This window comes from Streptomyces sp. NBC_00250 (assembly GCF_036192275.1).
Lineage (GTDB): Bacteria > Actinomycetota > Actinomycetes > Streptomycetales > Streptomycetaceae > Streptomyces.
In genome coordinates this window covers 3037413-3058567 of the sequence record NZ_CP108088.1, presented here as the reverse complement: position 1 = coordinate 3058567, position 21155 = coordinate 3037413, and the positions used below count along the sequence as shown (strand labels likewise).

Annotated in this window: 16 protein-coding genes; 9 read left to right on the top strand and 7 right to left on the bottom strand. The window is 71.4% G+C overall.

Going from position 1 to position 21155, the window contains the following annotated elements; all coding sequences use genetic code 11:
- Positions 1-8: 8 nt before the first annotated feature.
- From OG259_RS13485 to OG259_RS13475, 3 genes are all read left to right on the top strand, one after another.
- Complete coding sequence (locus tag OG259_RS13485; RefSeq protein WP_266896780.1) at positions 9-518, top strand: MarR family winged helix-turn-helix transcriptional regulator; 510 nt, start codon at positions 9-11, stop codon at positions 516-518.
- Between the two features lie 43 nt (positions 519-561).
- The gene (locus tag OG259_RS13480; RefSeq protein ID WP_328942495.1) at positions 562-894 is read left to right on the top strand and encodes a DUF3817 domain-containing protein; all 333 of its coding nucleotides are present in this window, start codon (positions 562-564) and stop codon (positions 892-894) included.
- Positions 895-965: 71 nt separating this feature from the next.
- Positions 966-2666: an acyl-CoA mutase large subunit family protein gene (locus tag OG259_RS13475; protein ID WP_328942494.1), complete on the top strand. Its 1701-nt coding sequence runs from the start codon at positions 966-968 to the stop codon at positions 2664-2666.
- A 62-nt stretch (positions 2667-2728) separates the two neighbouring features.
- Here OG259_RS13475 and OG259_RS13470 read toward each other — a convergent pair whose 3' ends face one another.
- A complete protein-coding gene (locus OG259_RS13470; protein ID WP_328942493.1) occupies positions 2729-3367 on the bottom strand; it encodes a TetR/AcrR family transcriptional regulator in 639 nt (212 codons plus the stop codon).
- A gap of 332 nt (positions 3368-3699) precedes the next feature.
- Here OG259_RS13470 and OG259_RS13465 point away from each other — a divergent pair, with 332 nt between their 5' ends.
- The 4 genes from OG259_RS13465 to OG259_RS13450 all read left to right on the top strand — a co-directional run bounded on the left by OG259_RS13465 (position 3700) and on the right by OG259_RS13450 (position 7956).
- On the top strand, positions 3700-4677 hold the full coding sequence (locus OG259_RS13465) for a tetratricopeptide repeat protein (protein ID WP_328942492.1): 978 nt from the start codon (positions 3700-3702) through the stop codon (positions 4675-4677).
- A gap of 590 nt (positions 4678-5267) precedes the next feature.
- Positions 5268-5945: a DUF6230 family protein gene (locus OG259_RS13460; RefSeq protein WP_328942491.1), complete on the top strand. Its 678-nt coding sequence runs from the start codon at positions 5268-5270 to the stop codon at positions 5943-5945.
- Positions 5946-6050: 105 nt separating this feature from the next.
- Complete coding sequence (locus OG259_RS13455; RefSeq protein ID WP_328942490.1) at positions 6051-6626, top strand: DUF6114 domain-containing protein; 576 nt, start codon at positions 6051-6053, stop codon at positions 6624-6626.
- Positions 6616-7956, top strand: coding sequence for a hypothetical protein (locus OG259_RS13450; RefSeq protein ID WP_328942489.1), 1341 nt, complete (start codon positions 6616-6618; stop codon positions 7954-7956). Before OG259_RS13455 ends, OG259_RS13450 begins: the two co-directional genes overlap by 11 nt.
- A 76-nt stretch (positions 7957-8032) precedes the next feature.
- On the opposite strand, the gene OG259_RS13445 is transcribed toward OG259_RS13450, so the two are convergent.
- From OG259_RS13445 to pta, 5 genes are all read right to left on the bottom strand, one after another.
- Positions 8033-8527 carry a hypothetical protein gene (locus OG259_RS13445; protein ID WP_328942488.1) on the bottom strand — a complete coding sequence of 165 codons (495 nt, stop codon included), beginning with the start codon at positions 8525-8527 and terminating at the stop codon, positions 8033-8035.
- On the bottom strand, positions 8514-12308 hold the full coding sequence (locus OG259_RS13440; RefSeq protein ID WP_328942487.1) for a hypothetical protein: 3795 nt from the start codon (positions 12306-12308) through the stop codon (positions 8514-8516). Before OG259_RS13440 ends, OG259_RS13445 begins: the two co-directional genes overlap by 14 nt.
- Positions 12309-12617: 309 nt before the next feature.
- Positions 12618-14048 carry a pyruvate kinase gene (gene pyk, locus OG259_RS13435; protein ID WP_266896801.1) on the bottom strand — a complete coding sequence of 477 codons (1431 nt, stop codon included), beginning with the start codon at positions 14046-14048 and terminating at the stop codon, positions 12618-12620.
- Between the two features lie 74 nt (positions 14049-14122).
- Positions 14123-15373, bottom strand: coding sequence for an acetate kinase (locus tag OG259_RS13430; protein WP_328942486.1), 1251 nt, complete (start codon positions 15371-15373; stop codon positions 14123-14125).
- Entirely contained in the window at positions 15370-17493 is a 2124-nt protein-coding gene (gene pta, locus OG259_RS13425) for a phosphate acetyltransferase (RefSeq protein WP_328942485.1), read from the bottom strand. Before pta ends, OG259_RS13430 begins: the two co-directional genes overlap by 4 nt.
- A gap of 334 nt (positions 17494-17827) precedes the next feature.
- Between pta and OG259_RS13420 the strand changes: the two genes are divergently transcribed.
- Both OG259_RS13420 and OG259_RS13415 read left to right on the top strand, forming a co-directional pair.
- Positions 17828-18853 (top strand): ATP-dependent 6-phosphofructokinase, encoded by a 1026-nt coding sequence (locus OG259_RS13420; protein WP_328942484.1) that lies wholly within the window; start codon positions 17828-17830, stop codon positions 18851-18853.
- Between the two features lie 256 nt (positions 18854-19109).
- On the top strand, positions 19110-20351 hold the full coding sequence (locus tag OG259_RS13415; protein WP_328942483.1) for an RICIN domain-containing protein: 1242 nt from the start codon (positions 19110-19112) through the stop codon (positions 20349-20351).
- Here OG259_RS13415 and OG259_RS13410 read toward each other — a convergent pair.
- On the bottom strand, positions 20348-21148 hold the full coding sequence (locus OG259_RS13410) for a tyrosine-protein phosphatase (RefSeq protein WP_328942482.1): 801 nt from the start codon (positions 21146-21148) through the stop codon (positions 20348-20350). The two genes, OG259_RS13415 and OG259_RS13410, sit on opposite strands and share 4 nt — an antisense overlap.
- Positions 21149-21155: the final 7 nt, after the last annotated feature.

Here is a 21155-nt window from a genome sequence, read left to right as displayed (position 1 = left end):
GTCGACGCGTGCCGAAGCCGCTCAGTCTCCCCTTCGACCCCATCGCCCGCGCCGACGAACTGTGGCAGAAGCGCTGGGGCCCGGTCCCCTCGATGGCCGCGATCACCTCGATCATGCGCGCCCACCAGATCCTCCTCGCGGAGGTCGACGCCGTGGTCAAGCCGTACGGGCTGACCTTCGCGCGGTACGAGGCCCTGGTGCTGCTCACCTTCTCGAAGGCGGGCGAGCTGCCGATGTCCAAGATCGGCGAGCGGTTGATGGTCCACCCCACGTCCGTGACGAACACGGTGGACCGGCTCGTGAAGTCCGGTCTCGTCGACAAGCGGCCCAACCCCAACGACGGCCGCGGAACGCTCGCCTCCATCACGGAGAAGGGCCGCGAGGTGGTCGAGGCGGCCACCCGCGACCTGATGGAGATGGACTTCGGTCTCGGCGCGTACGACGCGGAGGAGTGCGCGGAGATCTTCGCGATGCTGCGCCCGCTGCGGGTGAGCGCGCAGGATTTCGACGAGAGCTGACCCGCGCGAAGATCGCCCGGAACGTGCCGTTACGCTCGACGGCATGAAATCCAGCGTGCTGACCCGTTACCGCGTCATGGCGTACATCACCGCCGTCATGCTGCTTGTGCTGTGCACCTGCATGATCTTCAAGTACGGGTTCGACATGGGCGAGGACGTGACCTTCGGGGTCTCCCAGGCCCATGGTGTCCTGTACATCATCTACCTGGTCTTCGCCTTCGACCTGGGCTCCAAGGCCCGGTGGCCGTTCGGGAAGCTGCTCTGGGTCCTGATCTCCGGCACGATTCCGTTCGCCGCGTTCTTCGTCGAGCGCAAGGTCGTCGCCGAGACGCTTCCGCTGGTCAGCGGCGCGCGGCCGGAGCCGGTCAAGGCCTGACCCCTGCCTCCGCACGTATGTGCGGAGGTTTGCCATCGACATTTACTAGGACGTCCTAGTAAATTCGAAGCATGGACGCTGACGCCATCGAGGAAGGCCGCCGTCGCTGGCAGGCCCGTTACGACAAGGCCCGCAAGCGGGACGCCGACTTCACCACGCTCTCCGGCGACGCCGTCGAGCCCGTCTACGGGCCCCGGCCCGGCGACACCTACGAGGGGTTCGAGCGCATCGGCTGGCCCGGCGAGTACCCCTACACCCGGGGACTCCACGCGACCGGCTACCGCGGCCGGACCTGGACCATCCGCCAGTTCGCCGGCTTCGGCAACGCCGAGCAGACCAACGAGCGCTACAAGATGATCCTGGCCGCCGGCGGCGGCGGCCTCTCCGTCGCCTTCGACATGCCCACCCTCATGGGCCGGGACTCCGACGACCCCCGCGCCCTCGGCGAGGTCGGCCACTGCGGTGTCGCCATCGACTCCGCCGCCGACATGGAGGTCCTCTTCAAGGACATCCCGCTCGGCGACGTCACCACCTCGATGACGATCTCCGGACCCGCCGTACCCGTCTTCTGCATGTACCTGGTCGCCGCCGAGCGCCAGGGCGTCGATCCGGCCGTGCTCAACGGCACGCTCCAGACCGACATCTTCAAGGAGTACATCGCGCAGAAGGAGTGGCTCTTCGAGCCCGAGCCCCACCTGCGCCTCATCGGCGACCTCATGGAGCACTGCGCGCAGGGAATCCCCGCGTACAAGCCGCTCTCCGTCTCCGGCTACCACATCCGCGAGGCCGGGGCCACGGCCGCGCAGGAGCTCGCGTACACCCTCGCCGACGGCTTCGGCTACGTCGAGCTCGGCCTCAGCCGCGGCCTCGACGTGGACGTCTTCGCCCCCGGCCTGTCCTTCTTCTTCGACGCCCACCTCGACTTCTTCGAGGAGATCGCCAAGTTCCGCGCCGCCCGCCGGATCTGGGCCCGCTGGATGAAGGAGGTGTACGGCGCCAAGACCGACAAGGCCCAGTGGCTGCGCTTCCACACCCAGACCGCCGGTGTCTCCCTCACCGCCCAGCAGCCCTACAACAACGTCGTCCGGACCGCGGTCGAGGCCCTCTCCGCCGTCCTCGGCGGTACCAACTCCCTCCACACCAACGCCCTCGACGAGACCCTCGCGCTCCCCAGCGAGCAGGCCGCCGAGATCGCGCTCCGCACCCAGCAGGTGCTGATGGAGGAGACCGGCGTCGCCAACGTCGCCGACCCGCTCGGCGGCTCCTGGTACGTCGAGCAGCTCACCGACCGCATCGAGGCCGACGCCGAGAAGATCTTCGACCAGATCAAGGAGCGCGGCCGCCGCGCCCACCCGGACGGTCAGCACCCGATCGGGCCGATCACCTCCGGCATCCTGCGCGGCATCGAGGACGGCTGGTTCACCGGCGAGATCGCCGAGTCCGCCTTCCAGTACCAGCGGTCCCTGGAGAAGGGCGACAAGCGGGTCGTCGGCGTCAACGTCCACCACGGCTCCGTCACCGGCGACCTGGAGATCCTCCGGGTCAGCCACGAGGTCGAGTGGGAGCAGGTCCGGGTCCTCGGCGAGCGCAAGGAGCGCCGGGACGACGCCAAGGTCCGCGCCTCGATCGACGCGATGCTGGCCGCCGCCCGGGACGGCTCGAACATGATCGCCCCGATGCTGGAGGCCGTCCGCGCCGAGGCCACCCTCGGCGAGATCTGCAACGCGCTGCGCGACGAGTGGGGCGTCTACACGGAGCCCCCGGGCTTCTGATCCCTTGTCATGAGAGAGGGGCGGTACGGGAGTTCCCGTACCGCCCCTCCCTCATGAGGTCCTCAGCCGTGCGCGGCCGCCGCCGCGCCCAGACCGCCCACCAGGAGCGCCGAGAGGCGCGCCACCCACGGCTCGTCGACCGGCTCCGCGCTCACCAGGGCGCGGTGCACGACCGCGCCCGCGATCACGTCGAAGATCAGGTCGTCGGTGGCGTCCACCGCGACCGGGTCCCGGTCCGCCGGGAGCTCCCCGCGCCGCTGCGCCCGCATCCGGCCCTCCAGGACGAGCCGCTTCTGTCGGTCGACGATCGAGGCCCGTATGCGCTCGCGCAGGGGTTCGTCGCGGGTCGACTCGGCCACCACCGCCATCAGGGCCGTCTTGGTCTCGGGGCGTTCGAGGAGGGTCGCGAACTGCAGGACCACATGTTCGATGTCGGCCTGGAGGGAACCGAGGTCCGGCAGTTCGAGTTCATCGAAGAGAACGGCCACGGCGTCCACCACGAGCTCGCTCTTGTTGGCCCAGCGGCGGTACAGGGTCGTCTTCGCCACCCCGGCCCGGCCGGCGACGTCCCCCATCGTGAGCTTGGACCAGCCCAGCTCGACCAGGGCCGCGCGGGTCGCCTCCAGGATGGCCGTGTCGGCCTCGGTGGATCGGGGGCGCCCGGTACGGCTGCTGCGGGGGTTGGTGGTGCGGCTACACATGGACGTCGACCATACCCGCCGGTAGGTACGGCACCAGAGGGGCGGCGTGTGAGGCAGTTCACCGTACGGATCGGGCCCGCGCTCTCCCCCCGGCTCTCCCCGGAGAGTTACGCTACGACCTGTAGCGAAAGGCAATGAGCGGCCTGAGCGACAACCACGGCACCGGGTGGGGACCCGGTGCGACCACGCGCCGGGTGGGGACCCGGTGCGGAACCGAAGACGAAGAGAAGAACCGTGTCGCCCCACGTCTCGCACACCGGCGGGAGACGTGCGGACGGCACGGTTCAGCCATGACTTAGCGGTTACCCACGCGGAAGGGGGAGGATGTACGCATGCAGCCCCGAAACATGTCCATGAGCGGCGTCGTCGACCTCGCCGCGGTGAAGGCGGCCGGAGAGGCCAAGGCGAAGGCGGAGCAGACGCGCGCCGAAGCCGCCCGGCAGGGTGGCACCGCCGCCGTGCCCCCGTCCGCCCTGGTGATCGACGTAGACGAGGCCGGCTTCGAGCGCGAGGTGCTCCAGCGCTCCGCCGAGGTCCCGGTCGTCCTCGACTTCTGGGCCGAGTGGTGCGAGCCCTGCAAGCAGCTCGGCCCCCTCCTGGAGCGGCTCGCCGTCGAGTACAACGGCCGCTTCCTGCTCGCGAAGATCGACGTCGACGCCAACCAGATGCTGATGCAGCAGTTCGGCATCCAGGGAATTCCGGCCGTTTTCGCGGTGGTCGCCGGTCAGGCGCTGCCGCTCTTCCAGGGCGCCGTGCCCGAGGCCCAGATCCGCGAGACCCTCGACCAGCTGATCCAGATCGGTGAGGAGCGCTTCGGTCTGACCGGCATCGTCGTCGACGCGAACGGCGAGGGCCCCGACGGCGGTGCGGCCGAGGCCGCGCCCCGCGTGGGCCCGTACGACGCGCTCCTCGAAGCGGCCATGTCCGCGCTCGACGCCGGTGACCTGGCCGGCGCCGTCCAGGCGTACAAGAACGTGCTCGCCGACGACCCGGCGCACCCGGAGGCCAAGCTCGGTCTGGCCCAGGCCGAACTCCTCACCCGGGTGCAGGACCTGGACCCGGCCGCCGTCCGCAAGGCCGCCGCCGACGGTCCGGCCGACGTCACCGCGCAGATCGCCGCCGCCGACCTCGATCTGGTGGGCGGTCATGTGCAGGACGCCTTCGGGCGGCTCGTCGAGACCGTGCGCCGCACGGTGGGCGAGGACCGGGACGCGGCGCGACTGCGGCTCCTGGAACTGTTCGAGGTGATCGGCTCCGACGACCCGCGGGTCACGGCGGCCCGGCAGGCCCTGGCCCGAGTGCTGTTCTAGTCCCGCCGACAGCGCCCGATCGTCCGGCGATTTGGCAACAGAGCGACAAAACGCGGCCGCGCTTTACCAAAACTTGGTAATCGCGGCCGCTGTTACTTGCAGTAAATCGAACCTGTGATTCTGTCCGTATTCTTCCGGCGATCTGCCGATATTGGACGTCACCCGACCGCACCCTGAGTGCCCGTTCGGCCCCGCCCCGCCATGACACGGTTATCCACCCGTTACTAGCCAGTAACGAACCCCCTTGTGCGGGGGCCCGGAATGGACCACGATCGGCGACGCTCGGTCCGAACCGCACCACCCCGGCAACCACCCGGGACACGGGGAGGGTCCCCACCGGGCGGACCGGTGTTCCGGCACCGGTCATGGACAGGGGGGTTCCCGCTCCCACCGAACGGGGCCTGTCCAATCAGGTCGTGCGCCAATGCGCGGCCCATGGTTGTCGCTCGGGGGTGATCGCCGGTGATTCGGACGCGCTACGCGCCGCCTGATGCCTCGGCGCTCTCCTTTCCGAGGACGTAGCTCTTCTCCCATCCCAGGACGGGCCCCGGGCCCTTCCGGAGATGTACGTCCGAGAAGGAGGAATTCTCATGAAGTCCCAGGTTCGTGGCGGAACCAGATGGAAGCGGTTCGCCGTCGTCATGGTCCCGAGCGTGGCCGCGACGGCCGCGATCGGTGTCGGTCTGGCCCAGGGTGCGCTCGCCGCGTCGTTCGCGATCTCCGGCCAGGAGTTCAAGGTTAAGGCGAAGAGCCTCGAGGGCTACGACTTCGTCCAGTACGGCAGCGTGGACGCCGGCAAGGACCTCGAAGGCAAGCCCTTCGCGGCCCCCGTCGCCGTCTCCGGCTTCTCCGAGGCCTACATCACCGAGATGTGCCAGTCGGTCGTGACGCCGAAGGTGCCGTTCATCGGTGACGTCACCCTTCAGCTGACCGCCGGCACCGAGGGTGCCAAGGACAAGAACAAGCGCGTCTACGCCAAGGACATCTACCTCGATGTCTCTTCGCTGAAGGCGGACGCCGAGTTCAAGAAGATCGACATCGGCGTGGCCACGGGCGCGCTGAACGCCGAGGACAAGAACAAGCCCGGCGTCGCGCCGGGCACGCCCTCGGACAGGGTCAACCTGAACGGCTTCGCTCAGCGCGCCGAGGAGGCCACCCTCAACAACGTCGAGCAGAAGGCCTGGGCGACCACGGCCGCGACGTTCAAGCTCCCCAACCTGAGCCTGTCCCTGCACCGGGGCACCTCGAAGGAGTGCTTCCAGGACTGATCCGGTCCTCGGGTGCGGGCCGCCCCGGCGGCCCGCACCCCCTCCGGGGTTCGTCCCCGCCTCTCCACCTTTTCTCAGCAACACCGCTTCCAGGGAGCTGTTTCCATGAGCGCCGAGACCCCTGCCTCCCGCGGAGTCCCCAAGCAGGACAACCGGTTCAAGGTCTGGCGGCAGACCCGGCCCTTCTGGGCGGGGCTGTTCACGATCATCGGTGGTGTGCCGATCGCCTACCTCCCGTACGGGGACATGCGGCTCGGCAACGTCACCCTCGCCATGAAGACGACCGCCGGATCCGGCGCGCTCATCATCGGAGTGCTGCTCATCACGCTCGGATTCACGATGTGGTTCCAGGCCATCGTGCGTGTCTTCGCGGGCATCGCGACCATCGTCCTCGGGCTGGTCTCCATCCCGGTGTCGAACTTCGGCGGTCTGGGCGTCGGGTTCTTGTTCGCCCTCATCGGAGGCGGCATGTCCGTCGCCTGGGCGCCTGCACCACCGGTCGAGGCGACCTCTGAGGCGGAGCACGACGACGAGCCGGAGGCCTCGGAGGAGGCCACGCACGCGCACGAGTCCGAGACCGAGGCCCTGTACGCCGCCGGCGTTCCGGAGCAGCGCGAGGCGGAGCACCACGCCACCGAAACGACGATCGACGCCAACGGCGGGAGGAACAGTGCGGGGTGACGAGACTCAGTCGGCGCTCGCGAAGGGTGGCCCGCGGCACGCGGCCCCACGCAAGTCGCTGCTGAACAGGATCCAGGGCCCTGCGGGCAAGGCCATGGCGCTGGCCGCCATGCCGACCGCGGTGCTCGTGGGCATGGGCCTCACGCCCAAGATCGCCCTCGCCGACGACAAGGACTTCCCCTACGCGGCCGGCCCCTGTGTGACGCGCTCGGACGAGCCGACGCCGGAGGCCACGGAGACGAAGAAGCCGGCCGAGACGGCGAAGCCGACCGCGTCCGCCACCCCGTCCTCGACGCCTTCGTCGACCGCGACGGTCACGCCGACCGCCACCGCGACCCCGACCGCCACCGGGGCCCCGACGCCGACCGCGACGGAGACCGGGCAGGCGACCACCCAGCGGACGCAGGAGCAGGCGAAGACCACCACCGCCCCGACCGCGACGCCGACGCCGACGGCCACACCCACGCCGACGAAGTCGAAGAACCCGCTCGACCCGCTGGGCGTGGGCGACGCGCTCAAGGACCTGTTCGACGGCCCGGACCCCGAGCCGACGGTGACGCCCACGACGGCGGCCCCGACGACCCAGGCCCCGACCAAGGCCCCCACCCAGGCCCCGACCGAGCCGGCGGCGGACGACGACGCGCCGACCACGCCGAAGCCGACGGCCACGGCGCCGAAGCCGCCCGCCGACGCCCCGGGCACCGAGGCGACGAAGGCCGCGATCCGCGAGGCCGCCGAGAAGGCCGGTGTCGCGGTCAAGGAGCTGCCCGAGAGCGCCAAGGGCCTCGACGCCAAGAAGGACGAGGACATACCCGAGGGCGCCAAGCCCCGCTTCCCGTGCCCCGAGCGTGACGACGCCGCCCTCGCGGCGGCCGATCTGGAGCCCGGCATACCGCTGCTCCCGGACGCACCGTGGCGCCTGGAGACCACGAAGCTCGAACTGAAGGGCCTGAAGTACCACGGCATCGTCGAGGTGAAGACCTACGGCGGAAAGATCAAGAAGGTGCTGAAGTTCACCGCGTCGTCGGTGGGGATCGACCATCTGCACCAGATCACGGAGCACTCCGAGGGACTCAGCGCCCACGTCCGCTCCCAGCCAAGGAACCCGCTGGACAAGACGTCGACCATCACCGACGGCACGGTGACGATGTACACGGAGGAGCTGAAGGGCAACCTCTTCGGTCTCGTCCCGGTCACCTTCGGTCCGGAGTCCCCGCCCCCGTTGGACCTCCCGTGGGTCGTCTTCACCAACGTCAAGCTCAAGCAGGCCGGCCAGTTCGGCGGCACGCTCCGGATCCCCGGCCTCCACAACACGATCGAGCCCAGCTGACTCCCTGAGCCCTGTCACGCGACGGCCTCCCCGCCCTTCCGGGCGAGGAGGCCGTCGTTCGTGTCGTACCGGTGCGTCAGCCGAGCGACTCGGTCGCCGCGCGCCTGATCCGCTTGGTGCGGCCCGACTCGGCCAGGAGTCGGAGGACCGCCCCGTCGGACACCTCGGCGGCGATCCGCAGCTGGAGCCAGTCGCTCCAGTCGGCGACCGACCCGGCGTCCGGCACCGGGGCCACGGCCCCGGACCGGAGGTCCTCCAGGACGCCCAGCTCACGCGCCCGGCGCTCGCTGAACGCGCGCACCGAAGGGGAGAGGGCCTCGACCCAGACGTTCCGGTCGGCGCGGGGCACCCTTTCCAGGGCCTCGCCGACGACCCCGGACGCGAGTGCGCCGTCCGATTCGGCGACGACCGCGGCCAGCAGGCCGGGCCGGGCCGCGTCGGACGCGAGGGCGGCCCGGTACAGCTCCCAGCGGGCGTGACCGTCGGTCACGTCGGTCACCGTCGTGCCGAGCCGGTCCTCAAGACCGCGCAGCGCTTCCCGCAGTTCCGGGGAGACGTCAGCATCCGCCATTGGCCTTGAACCTTTCCATGGCTGCTCGGATGTTCTCCCTGATGGTACGGATGTTGTTGTCGATGACGGCCTGCTGGAGCCGGGTCGGCGGCTTGTCGTTGAGGATCGGCTTGCCGTTCATACCGATCCGGACCTCCGCGCCCTTGCCCTGGACGTGCGCGTGCGGCGGGGCGTGGTCGTTGGAGTAGATCTGGATGGTGATGCCGGCCTCGTTCACGATCGTGCCGACACCCGGGTACTGCGGGCTCGTCGCCGCCAGGGAGGCGCGGGCCGTACCGGCCACCGCCGGAGCGGCGCCGAACGCGGTGCCCGCCCCCGAAGCGCCGGCGAACGACGCGGAGCGCGCGGACACGGGCTTGGGCTTGATCGGGCAGGCCTTGCCCTTGCCCTGCTTGGCGTCATCGATGATCTTGCGGAACTTGTCGAGCTTCCGCTTGGCGGTGACGGACTTCTCCAGGAAGCCGCCGATGCCGCTGGCCACCCGGACGATCGCCTTGCCCACGGAGAAGACCTTGGAGACGGGCACGAGCTTCGCCAGCGTCCACAGGCAGCTCTCGATGTCGCCCTTGGTGAAGCAGCGCTCCAGGTCGCGGTAGCCGATCTCCTCCAGGAGGATCTCGCCGCCGTTCTTGACGAGCCAGTCGAGGACGCCCTGGCCGGTCAGCGCCTTCGCGGCGCGGAAGGCCTCGACGCACTCCTCGCCGCACTCGCGCAGCAGCAGGCCCTCCTCGTCGAGCGTGAGCTCGGGGCCGGCGTCCTCGCCGTTGGCCTCGACGCGCTCCTCGATCGCCTGCTGCTCCGCCTCGCGCTCCACGGCCTCGGCCCGGTCGGCCGCCTTGTCGGCCTCCGTGGCGCTCTCCACCGCGCGGGTGGCGGCGCCCTCGGCGGCGGTGGCGTCCTCCTCCGCCTTGGTGGCGGTGTTACGGGCGCTGCCGGCGTCCTGCTCGGCGGCGGACGCCGAGGAACGGGCGGAGGCGGCGTCACGCTCGGCGGCGGTCGCCTCGCCGTCGGCGGCCATGGCCTCCGACTCGGCGTCGCTCGCGGCGAACGACGCCTGCATGGCGTCGGCGCCGGCCTGCGCGTCGTACTCCTGCGCCTTGGCGTCCGCCTTCTTGGCCGCCTCCGCGGCCTTGGCGGCTTCCGCCGCCGAAGCGCGGGCCGCGGCCACGTGCTCCAGCGCCTTGGCCGCGTCGGCGGCAGCGGCGGCCGAGGCCTGCGCCGCGATCTTGGCGTCACCCGCGGCCTTGTCCGCGAGCGCCTTGGCCTCGGCCGCGGCCTTCGCCGCCTCCTTCGCCTTGGCCTCCGCGGCGGCCGCCTGCTGCTCGGCGAGCGGCTTGGCGGTCTGGCCCACCAGGACCGCGAAAGCGGCCGAGATGTCCGTCTCCCGGTACGGGCTGCCCACCGCGATGGCCTCGTCGGCGGCCGTGGTCACCGCACGGGCCGCGTCACGGGCACCGGCGGCCGACTGCCCGGCCGCGAAGGCGAAACCGGCGGTCTTGGCGGCCCAGGCCGCCGTCTCGGCGGCCTCGGCCTTCGCCGCGGTCGCCTCCTGGCGGGCCTTGATGGCCGCGGCCTGGGCCTTCTTGGCCTCGGCCTCCGCCGCACGGGCGTTGGCCTTGGCGTCGGCGGCGGCGTCGATGGCCTCGGCAGCCGCCGCGTGGGCGGTGGCCGCGGCCGCGTTGGTGGTCAGGTAGGCCGACCACGCGTTGTCGGCCGCCGCGCGGGAACGCGAGGCCGCCGCTGCCGAACGGGTGGCGGCGGCACGGGCGTTGACCGCCGCGGTGGACGCCTCGTCGGCGGCGGTCCGGGCCCGGCCGGCCGCGTCCGTCGCGTCGTTGGCGGCGGCACGGGCCGCGGTCGCGGCCTGCCGCGCCTCCCCGGCGTCGGTGGTGCCCTCGGAGGCCGCGGCGGCGGCTTCGAGCGCCGCGGCCCGCGAGGCCTTCGCGTCCTTGTTCCGCTCCGCGGCCTCGGCGGTCGAGCGCGCGATGGCGGCCCGGCCCTCGGCGGCCTCGGCCGCCTCGCGCTCGGCGGCCGCGGTGGCCGCGGACCCCTCGGCGGAGGTACGGGCCCGCCCGGCGGCCTCGCGCTCGGTCTGCGCACGCGCCTCGGCGGCGGCGGCCTTCTCCCGCTCGCGGGTCGCGGTGGCCCGCTCCCGGGCCGCGTTCGCCTTCTCGGCCTCCGCGATGGCGCGCTGACGCTTGGCCTCGGCCGCACCGGCCTTGGCGGTCTGCTCGGCGGCCTCGGCGGTGGCCTGTGCCTTCTTCGCCCTGGTCGCGTTGGCGGCGGCTTCCTTCGCCTGCGCCTCGGCGGCCAGCATGGCGGCCTTGGCCTGGGCGGCGGCCTCCTGGGCGGCGGCCCTGCGGAACTCGGTGGCGAGGGCGTGGGCCTGGGTCTGGCTCAGCGAGTAGAGCGCGCCGCTGTCGGCGGCGGTGGCCTTGGCCGCGTTGGACGCGGTCAGGGCGGTCTTGGCGGCGGCCTGCGTGGCGGCGTAGGAGGCCTTCGCCACCTGCACCGACTGCTGCGCGTACATCAGACCGCGGCCGCGCGGCAGCTTCGCCGCGTCGGCGATCGCCCACGCGGAGGCCTGCTGGGCGGCGGCCTTGTCCGAGGCCGTCTTGGCACGGGTCACGGCGGCGTTGGCCAGCGGAACCTGGGCTGCCGCGGCGGCGCGGGCCGTGCTCAGGTCGGCGGCCGCCTTGGTGAACTCGGCCGGCTTGGGGTAGCTGGACCAGCTCTTCTTGTCGGACCAGTACTTCTGCCAGTAGAGGATCTGGTCGGCGTGCCAGGCCTGCCGGATCGACTCCAGCATGGCGTCGGTGGCGGTCCGCAGCTCCTTGGCGGCCGCCGCCTCGGCGGTGACGATCTCCTTGCGCTGCGCGGCCTGGGACGCGTACTCCGCCTCCCACTCCGTGTGGGCCTGGAGGACCACCAGGGACATCGCCCGGTAGTGGTCGATGGGGTTCTCGCTGTCACAGCCGGCCCAGGCCAGCTTCAGCGCCTCCACCTCGTTCCGGAACTCCGGGGAGTCCGGCACGGGTGCCGTCTTCGGGAATCCGCCGAAGCGCAGGAAGTCGGCGATGTCACGGGCCGAGCTGCTCCGGGTGGCTCCGTAGCCGACGAGCGTCTGACCCGCCACGAACTTGTACTGGGACGCCCAGAAGTCCTCGGTGGCCAGGCCGTCGAAGAGCTCCTTGGCCTTGTCGACGGCGGCCGTGCCCGGCTGGGGCGTCGGGTCGACGAAGGACTGGTGGTACAGGTTGCGCTGGGTCTCGACGGTGAAGGTGAGGATGTCCTTGCCGAAGTCCGGCATGTAGTACCCACGGCCCTGCGAGAAACTCAGGGAGGCGTAGGTCTTGTTGATCTCGTTGATCTTGTCCTGGCGCGCCCGGTAGGCCTGGGCGTAGGCCTGGCCCGCGTCGACGTCCTTCTTCTGGGCGAGGATCGACGGCTCGTAGTTCCAGTACATCGCGGCCTGGCGCAGCGTCGCGGGCGGCCCGGACAGGTCCGTGTTGGCCAGCGCCTTCAGCTCCGGGCCTCCGTAGTGGACGGCGCCGGAGACGAGGCACCGGTCCTTCCGCTCCGTCGCGCCGAGGCTGATGCGGAGGGTCCGCAGCCACGGGTCGGTGGGGTTGTCCCCCGGTTCGTCGGCCGCCGCGGGGGCGGCGGTCACGAGGCCGCCCAGGAGGGCGGCCGCCGTCGTGAGGACGATGCCCGATGTCCATCGTCTCGCCGGTCCGGCGCGCAGGGAGCGCCGTCTGCCCGGCAGTTTCGTCTTTCGCACTTCACAGCCTGTCGTATCGACAACTCGGTCTGCCCGGGTGGAAGGAAGCACGAAGAACACCCCGTCGCGCATGCGCCGGGGTGGGTCTCGTCGGTCTGTGTGGTACCTCGAAGGTGCCGCTGGTCAGTGCGGTTCCTTCGGATGCGCGTGGTCGCACGCGCGCGGTTCCCCCGCCTTCCCCCCGAAGGCGTAATGATCATGGCATGCCGAAGGGCGTTGCGAAAGGGAGATTACTCTCGGTACGCGGACGGGCCGCACCTTCCGCGGAAGGTGCGGCCCGTTGCCGTAAATCCTTGTGTCCGGGGGGACTTAGGCCTGCTCGCCGCCACCGAGGTGGTGGACGCGGACCATGTTCGTCGTGCCGGGGACGCCGGGGGGCGAGCCGGCGGTGATGACCATGGTGTCGCCCGCGTTGTAGCGCTGGAGCTTCAGGAGCTCGGCGTCCACCAGGTCGACCATCGCGTCCGTGTTGTCCACGAAGGGGACGAGGAAGGACTCGACGCCCCAGCTCAGGGTGAGCTGGTTGCGGGTGTTCGCGTCCGTCGTGAAGGCGAGGATCGGCTGCTGGACGCGGTAGCGCGAGAGGCGGCGGGCCGTGTCGCCGGACTGGGTGAAGGCGACCAGCGCCTTGCCGCCGAGGAAGTCGGCGATCTCGCAGGCCGCGCGGGCGACGGAGCCGCCCTGGGTGCGCGGCTTCTTGCCCGGGACCAGGGGCTGGAGTCCCTTGGAGAGCAGCTCCTCCTCGGCCGCTGTGACGATCTTCGACATCGTCTTCACGGTCTCGATCGGGTACGCGCCGACCGAGGACTCGGCCGACAGCATGACCGCGTCCGCACCGTCCAGGATGGCGTTGGCGACGTCGCTCGCCTCGGCGCGGGTCGGACGCGAGTTGGTGATCATCGACTCCATCATCTGGGTCGCGACGATCACCGGCTTGGCGTTGCGGCGGCACATCTCGACGAGGCGCTTCTGCACCATCGGGACCCGCTCCAGCGGGTACTCGACGGCGAGGTCGCCACGGGCCACCATGACCGCGTCGAAGGCCGCGACGACGGCCTCCATGTTCTCGACGGCCTGGGGCTTCTCCACCTTGGCGATGACGGGGACCCGGCGGCCCTCCTCGTCCATCACCTTGTGGACGTCCTTGACGTCGTCGGCGTCGCGGACGAAGGAGAGGGCGACCATGTCGCAGCCCATGCGGAGCGCGAAGCGGAGGTCGTCGACGTCCTTCTCCGACAGGGCGGGGACGTTGACCGCCGCACCGGGCAGGTTGATGCCCTTGTGGTCGGAGATGACACCGCCCTCGACGACGATCGTCTTGACCCGGGGGCCCTCGACCTCGACGACCCGCAGTTCGACGTTGCCGTCGTTGATCAGGACCTGGTCGCCCTTGGAGACATCGCCGGGCAGGCCCTTGTAGGTGGTGCCGCAGATGGACTTGTCGCCGGGGACGTCGTCGGTGGTGATGGTGAACTCGTCACCGCGCACCAGCTCGACCGGGCCCTCGGCGAAGGTCTCGAGGCGGATCTTGGGGCCCTGGAGGTCGGCGAGGACTCCGACGGCGCGCCCGGTGTCGGCGGAGACCTGCCGGACGCGGTCGTACCGCTCCTGGTGCTCTGCCTGGGATCCGTGGCTGAAGTTGAATCGGGCCACGTTCATGCCGGCCTCGATGAGAGCCTTCAGCTGCTCATAGGAGTCGACGGCGGGGCCCAGCGTGCAGACGATTTTGGAACGGCGCATGAGGCGGATCCTATCGGTTTGTTTCACTGCGGAATATTCCGTCTGGTGGAAAGTACAAATGGGCGCGGGGGTGCTCAGGCGTTCACTCCTCCGAGCGCTTCCCCGCCCACCAGAGCGAAGGTCTGGCGGGCGATCTCCAGCTCCTCGTCCGTCGGCACCACGGCGACCGCCACCCGCGCGTAGTTCGGCGAGATGAGCCGCGCCTCGTCCGAACGCACCGCGTTGAGGTCCGCGTCCACCGCGAGCCCCAGCTCCTCCAGGCCCGTGATCGCAGCCTCCCGCACCGGGGCCGCGTTCTCCCCGACCCCCGCCGTGAACGCCACCGCGTCCACTCGGCCGAGCACCGCGTAATACGCGCCGATGTACTTCTTCAGACGGTGGATGTAGATGTCGAAGGCGAGCGCCGCACGCTCGTCGCCCTCGTCGATCCGGCGGCGGATCTCCCGCATGTCGTTGTCGCCGCAGAGCCCGACCAGACCGGACTTCTTGTTCAGCAGGGCGTCGATCTCGTCGGCCGACATGCCCGCAACCCGCTTCAGGTGGAAGGTCACCGCGGGATCGATGTCTCCCGAGCGGGTGCCCATGACCAGGCCCTCCAGCGGGGTCAGCCCCATCGAGGTGTCCACGCACCTGCCTCCCCGCACCGCCGAGGCGGACGCGCCGTTGCCCAGGTGCAGCACGATCACGTTCACCTCCGCCGGCTCCTTGCCCAGCAGCCTCGCCGTCTCCCGCGAGACGTACGCGTGCGAGGTGCCGTGGAAGCCGTACCGCCGGATCCGGTACGCGTCGGCGGTCTCCACGTCGATCGCGTACCGCGCCGCCGACTCCGGCATCGTCGTGTGGAAGGCCGTGTCGAAGACCGCGACCTGCGGCAGGTCCGGGCGGAGCGCCGTCGCCGTACGGATCCCCGTGAGGTTCGCCGGGTTGTGCAGCGGCGCCACCGGGACGAGCCGCTCGATCTCCGCGAGCACCTCGTCGTCGATCACCGTCGGCTCGGTGAACCGCAGCCCGCCGTGCACCACCCGGTGACCGATCGCCGCCAGCTCGGGGGAGTCGAGCCCGAGCCCGTCCGCCGCCAGCTCCTCGGCGACCGCCTTCAGCGCGGCCGCGTGGTCGGCGATCGGACCGGTCTTCTCGCGCTTCTCGCCACCACCGCCCTGCAGCGGAGTGTGCACGAGCCGCGAGGTCTCCTCGCCGATGCGCTCGACCAGGCCCTGGGCCAGCCGGCTGTCGTCACGCATGTCGAGCAGCTGGTACTTCACCGACGATGAGCCGGAGTTCAGGACCAGGACCCGGGAGGCGGAAGGAGGGGTCGGGGTGGTCATGCGGTGAGCTCCTCACCCTGGGACGGGACCTGGGACTGGATCGCCGTGATGGCGACCGTGTTGACGATGTCGCTGACGAGCGCGCCGCGCGAGAGGTCGTTCACGGGCTTGCGCAGACCCTGCAGCACCGGGCCGACGGCCACGGCGCCGGCCGAACGCTGCACGGCCTTGTAGGTGTTGTTGCCGGTGTTGAGGTCCGGGAAGATCAGCACGGTCGCCTGCCCCGCCACCTCCGAGCCCGGCAGCTTCGTCGCCGCGACCGAGGGCTCGACGGCGGCGTCGTACTGGATGGGCCCCTCGATCCGCAGCTCCGGGTGCGCCGCGCGGACCAGCTTGGTCGCCTCCCGCACCTTGTCGACATCGGCGCCGGAGCCCGAGGTGCCGGTCGAGTACGAGAGCATCGCTATCCGCGGCTCGACGCCGAAGCGGGCCGCGGTGGCCGCCGACTGGACCGCGATGTCCGCGAGCTGCTCGGCGTTCGGATCCGGGTTGACCGCGCAGTCGCCGTACACCAGGACCTTGTCGGCCAGGCACATGAAGAACACCGAGGAGACGATCGACGCTCCCCCAGAAGCTTCGCTATGGGAGGTGCCCCCAGGCTTCGTCTTGATGATCTCGAAGGCGGGGCGGATCGTCGCGGCCGTGGAGTGCACGGAACCGGAGACCATGCCGTCGGCCAGGCCCTCCTGGACCATCAGCGTGCCGAAGTAGTTGACGTCCGAGACGACGTCGTACGCCAGCTCCACGGTGACGCCCTTGTGGGCCCGGAGCGCTGCGTACTTCTCCGCGAAGGAGTCCCGGAGCTCCGAGGTCTGCGGGTCGATCAACTGGGTGCCGGCGAGCGTGATGCCCAGGTCGGCGGCCTTCTTGCGGATGATCTCGACGTCGCCGAGCAGCGTCAGGTCGCAGACGTCACGGCGCAGCAGCACGTCGGCGGCGCGCAGCACCCGCTCCTCGGTGCCCTCGGGGAGCACCACCCGGCGCCGGTCGGCACGCGCCTGCTCGATCAGCTCGTGCTCGAACATCATCGGGGTGACCCGGCCGCTGCGGGCCACCGAGACCCGCTTGAGCAGGTCGGCCGTGTCCACGTGCCGCTCGAACAGGCCGAGCGCCGTCTCCGCCTTGCGCGGAGTGGCCGCGTTCAGCTTGCCCTCCAGCGCGAAGAGTTCGGTGGCGGTCGGGAAGCTGTTGCCCGGTACGGAGATGACCGGGGTGCCCGGCGCGAGGCGGGCCGCCAGGGTCAGGATCTCGTCGCTGGGCCGCTCGTTCAGGGTGAGCAGCACACCGGCGATCGGCGGGGTGCCGGCCGAGTGCGCGGCGAGCGCCCCGACGACCAGGTCGGCCCGGTCCCCGGGCGTGACGACCAGACAGCCGGGGGTCAGCGCGTTGAGGAAGTTCGGCAGCATGGCGCCGCCGAAGACGAAGTCCAGGGCGTCGCGCGCGAGGCCCGCGTCGTCGCCGAGGACCACGGAGGCGCCGAGCGCGTGCTTGATCTGGGCGACGGTGGGCGCGGCGAGCGCCGGCTCGTCCGGCAGGACGTAGCAGGGCACGGGCAGCCGGGCCCTGAGCCGCTCGGCGATGACCTCCCGGTCCTCGCCCGCCACCCGGTTGACGATCATCGCGAGCACGTCGCAGCCGAGTCCGTCGTACGCCCGGAAGGCGTTGCGCGCCTCGGACCGTACGGACTCCGCCGACTGGCCCTTGCCGCCGACGACCGGGATGACGGAGGCGCCGAACTCGTTGGCGAGCCGGGCGTTGAGCGCCAGTTCGTCGGGGAGCTGGGTGGCGGCGAAGTCGGTGCCGAGCACCAGGACGACCTCGTACTCGCGGGCGACCGTGTGGAAACGGTCGACCAGCTGCGAGACCAGCTCGTCGGTGCCGCGCTCGGCCTGGAGTGCGGAGGCCTCGTGGTAGTCCATGCCGTAGACCGTCGAGGCGTCCTGCGGAAGCCGGTAGCGGGTGCGCAGCAGGTCGAACAACCGGTCGGGACCGTCGTGCACCAGCGGCCGGAACACCCCCACCCGGTCCACCTGACGGGTGAGGAGCTCCATGACTCCCAGCTCGACGACCTGGCGGCCGTCACCGCGGTCGATCCCGGTCACGTACACGCTGCGCGTCACGCCGTGGTCTCCTGTCCAGTCCTGCGGAAAACGGGACTCGCGGAGCCGGGGCGAGCGGCACGCTCGCGGCCCGTACGCCGACCGACGCCGTCGTCCCTCGCGTCAACCTGCTGTGCTCGGAAAGCCCCGATAGGGCGGCATTACCCCCTTGACAATACCCCCGCCGATAGTTAGGTCGCCCGCCGGACGAAGGGCCCGGAAGCCCGGGACGAAAGGCCTCCGCGAGGGCCGCGGGAGGAACGCGCGGAGCGGTCGCGAGCGCGTCCTCCAGGCCGGGCGTGTGAGAATCGCTGTGGCTCACCAAGGAACGCGACCGAGCAGGAGACACAGCACGATGCGCATCGGAGTCCTCACCGCAGGCGGCGACTGCCCCGGCCTGAACGCAGTGATCCGGTCGGTCGTGCACCGGGCGCTGACCGGCCACAACGACGAAGTCATCGGCTTCGAGGACGGGTTCAAGGGCCTCCTCGACGGCCACTTCCGCCCCCTCGACCTCAACGCCGTCAGCGGCATCCTGGCCCGCGGCGGCACCATCCTCGGCTCCGCCCGACTGGAGCGGAACCGGCTCGCCGAGGCCGCCGCATCCGCCCCCGACCTGGCCCGCGAGTACGGCATCGACGTCCTCATCCCGATCGGCGGCGAAGGCACCCTGACCGCCGCCCGGATGCTCTCCGACGCCGGCATGCCCGTCGTCGGCGTCCCGAAGACGATCGACAACGACATCTCGTCCACGGACCGCACCTTCGGCTTCGACACCGCCGTCGGCGTCGCCACCGAGGCGATGGACCGCCTCAAGACCACCGCCGAGTCCCACCAGCGGGTGATGGTCGTCGAGGTGATGGGCCGCCATGCCGGCTGGATCGCCCTGGAGTCCGGCATGGCCGGCGGCGCGCACGGCATCTGCCTTCCCGAGCGGCCCTTCCAGGTCGACGACCTGGTGAAGATGGTCGAGGAGCGGTTCGCCCGCGGCAAGAAGTTCGCCGTCATCTGCGTCGCCGAGGGCGCCCACCCGGCCGAGGGGTCGATGGAGTACAAGAAGGGCGAGATCGACCAGTTCGGTCACGAGCGCTTCCAGGGCATCGGCAACCAGCTCGCCGTCGAGCTGGAGCGGCGCCTCGGCAAGGAGGCCCGCCCGGTCATCCTCGGCCACGTCCAGCGCGGCGGCACGCCGACCGCGTACGACCGGGTGCTCGCGACCCGCTTCGGCTGGCACGCGGTGGAGGCCGCGCACCGCGGCGACTTCGGCAGGATGACGGCGCTGCGCGGCACGGGCGTCGAGATGGTGCCCCTCGCCGAGGCCGTGACCCGCCTCAAGACGGTCCCCGCGGACCGCATGCGCGAGGCCGAGTCGGTCTTCTGACGGACCCCTGCGGGGCCGGCCGTCCGGCCCCGCCGCCGGGACCTCCGTCCCGACCTGTCCCGGATCTGCCCCGGGACGCGGACACACCGAGTGGCCCCGACCGTCCCCCCGTGGACGGTCGGGGCCACTTCGCCGTGCCCGGCATCACCCCTGGAAATGCCGAGTTCCACTCTTGAGCCGGAGCGCGAGATCAACAAGGCTTGGGGCCTGTCCCGGACATGTCCCAACCCTGTCCGGCGGAAGGGAAGAGGCGCGGATGACACCGGGGCGGCACACCCCTGACCCGCGGGGCGCACGGACCCCCGCCGAGTTCCTCGCGTGCCTCCAGGCGCTCAAGGACTGGTCGGGCCTGACCTACCGCGAGCTCTCGGCCCGCGCGGAGGCGAGAGGGGACGTCCTGCCCCGCTCCACCGTGGCGAACATGCTGGCCCGCGCCACCCTGCCCCGCGAGGAACTCCTGACCGTGTTCGTCCGCGCGTGCGGGGTGGCGCCGGGTGAACTGGCGCGGTGGCGGACGGTACGGAGGGAGCTGGCGGGCCGGGGGACGGACACGCCTGCCGGGGCGGACGCCGTGGACGAGGGGGACGAGGGGGACGGGGCCAGGGCGGCGGCCGATGCGGTCGAGCCGGTCGAGCCCGTCGAGCCGGGCACGGTGGAGTCCTCGGGGGTGCCGGCCGATGAGGTCGAGGCGGCGGCCGAGGCGGCGGCCGAGGCGGCCGGACCGGTGGAGTCCGCGAGTGCGACGGCCGGTCGCTCGTCGATCCCCGGGCCCCCGGACGCACCCGGCACCCCGGAGAGGACCGACCCCTGGCCCTCCCTGCCCCCAGCCGACGCCCGGCCGTCCGGCCGCGGCTCGGTCACGGCCCGCACCGGGCACCCGCTCCCGACCCCGTCCCGGATACGGCGCGCGGTCGTCGCCACGGTCGCGGTGGCCGGGCTCGTCCTCGCCGGGGTCAGCGTCGTCGCCTTCCTCCGCGACGGCGGCACGGGTCCCGCCGGTAAGCCGGCCCGTACGACCCCCGCCGTGACGGTCACCGCCCCCGCCGCCGGGGACGTACGCATCCGGGTCGTGGGCACGGACTTCTGCCTCGGCGAGCGGCGCGGGACCCGGACCGGACAGGTCCATCAGGTGCCGTGCGCCGAGTCGGGCTTCCCGCTCTACTCCCTCGCGGCGGTGGGCGCCGGCCGGTGGAGGATCGTTTCGGACCATCCCGACTTCGGGCCCGGCTGCTCGGGCATACCCTCCGGCGGCCGGATACCCGACTCGGCGTACGAGGACTCCGAGTGCGGGGACCCGAGCAGGGTCGAGGCCTTCGCCCTGGAGCCTTACGGCCGGGGCCCGGTCCGGGGCCATCGGATCGTCCCGGTCGGCTCCGCCACCCCCGGCACATGCGTCACCGTCGTCGGTGACCGCGAGGCGGCCTGGGCGAAGCTGGCCCAGGCGCCCTGCGCGCCGGACGCGTCCGGCCAGCTCTTCTCCTTCGAACGACGCGGCTAGGACGGAGCGACGTCGGTGTCGGTGTCGATGTTGGTGTTGGTCTTGGTGTCGGCGTTGGCGTCGACATCGACCAGCCGGGCCCTGAGCGCCGTCACCACCGCCGGGTCGAGCCCGACGTGGCCGGTGACGTACGCGTCCACGGAGCCGTACCGCGCGCGCAGGTCCGCGAGGAACAGTCGGATGATGTCGGCGGGTGCCCGGCCGTAGCCCGGCCAGCGCAGCTCGCGGCCCGGATGCGATGCCCGCCAGTCGGCGATCAGCCGTTCCGTGGCCAGCTCGGTGAGCGCGAAGTCCGCGAGGATCTCGTCGTCCGGGACGCCCACGAGGGCGAGGACGACGGCGGCGAGCAGCCCCGTACGGTCCTTCCCGGAGGCGCAGTGGAAGACGAGGGGGCCGTCGGCGGAGGCGATGACTTCGAGGGCGGTACGGAGTTCCACCGCGCCGTCCTCCGCGACTTCGGCGAACCGGTCGGCGAGGTAGCGCCAGGGGTCGAGGTCCGGGTCGATCTCCGCCTGGTCGTAGGGGCGGTGCTCGATGGAGAGGTTGTGCCAGGAGACGTCCTCGGTCTCCGGCAGGCGGCCCTTGGCGGCGATCTCCCACGGGTAGCGCAGGTCGATCACCGTGGCCACGTTCAGCGCGCGGAAGCGCTCCAGGTCGGCGGATCCGGCGTCCGCGAGCTTGGCGAGGGAGTCGGAGCGGTAGAGGGTCTCCCACCGCACGGTCCCGCCGTCGGCGGTCCGATAGCCGCCCAGGTCACGGAAGTTGTGGAGTCGTTCGAACGGTATGTGTCGTCTCACGGTGCCA

What these genes read in the sequence shown, in the direction of transcription:
- OG259_RS13480 (WP_328942495.1), top strand. Translation starts at nt 562, where the DNA reads ATGAAATCCAGCGTGCTGACCCGTTACCGCGTCATGGCGTACATCACC.
- OG259_RS13475 (WP_328942494.1), top strand. Translation starts at nt 966, where the DNA reads ATGGACGCTGACGCCATCGAGGAAGGCCGCCGTCGCTGGCAGGCCCGT.
- OG259_RS13470 (WP_328942493.1), bottom strand. Translation starts at nt 3,367, where the DNA reads ATGTGTAGCCGCACCACCAACCCCCGCAGCAGCCGTACCGGGCGCCCC.
- OG259_RS13465 (WP_328942492.1), top strand. Translation starts at nt 3,700, where the DNA reads ATGCAGCCCCGAAACATGTCCATGAGCGGCGTCGTCGACCTCGCCGCG.
- OG259_RS13460 (WP_328942491.1), top strand. Translation starts at nt 5,268, where the DNA reads ATGAAGTCCCAGGTTCGTGGCGGAACCAGATGGAAGCGGTTCGCCGTC.
- OG259_RS13455 (WP_328942490.1), top strand. Translation starts at nt 6,051, where the DNA reads ATGAGCGCCGAGACCCCTGCCTCCCGCGGAGTCCCCAAGCAGGACAAC.
- OG259_RS13445 (WP_328942488.1), bottom strand. Translation starts at nt 8,527, where the DNA reads ATGGCGGATGCTGACGTCTCCCCGGAACTGCGGGAAGCGCTGCGCGGT.
- pyk (WP_266896801.1), bottom strand. Translation starts at nt 14,048, where the DNA reads ATGCGCCGTTCCAAAATCGTCTGCACGCTGGGCCCCGCCGTCGACTCC.
- OG259_RS13430 (WP_328942486.1), bottom strand. Translation starts at nt 15,373, where the DNA reads ATGACCACCCCGACCCCTCCTTCCGCCTCCCGGGTCCTGGTCCTGAAC.
- OG259_RS13420 (WP_328942484.1), top strand. Translation starts at nt 17,828, where the DNA reads ATGCGCATCGGAGTCCTCACCGCAGGCGGCGACTGCCCCGGCCTGAAC.
- OG259_RS13415 (WP_328942483.1), top strand. Translation starts at nt 19,110, where the DNA reads ATGACACCGGGGCGGCACACCCCTGACCCGCGGGGCGCACGGACCCCC.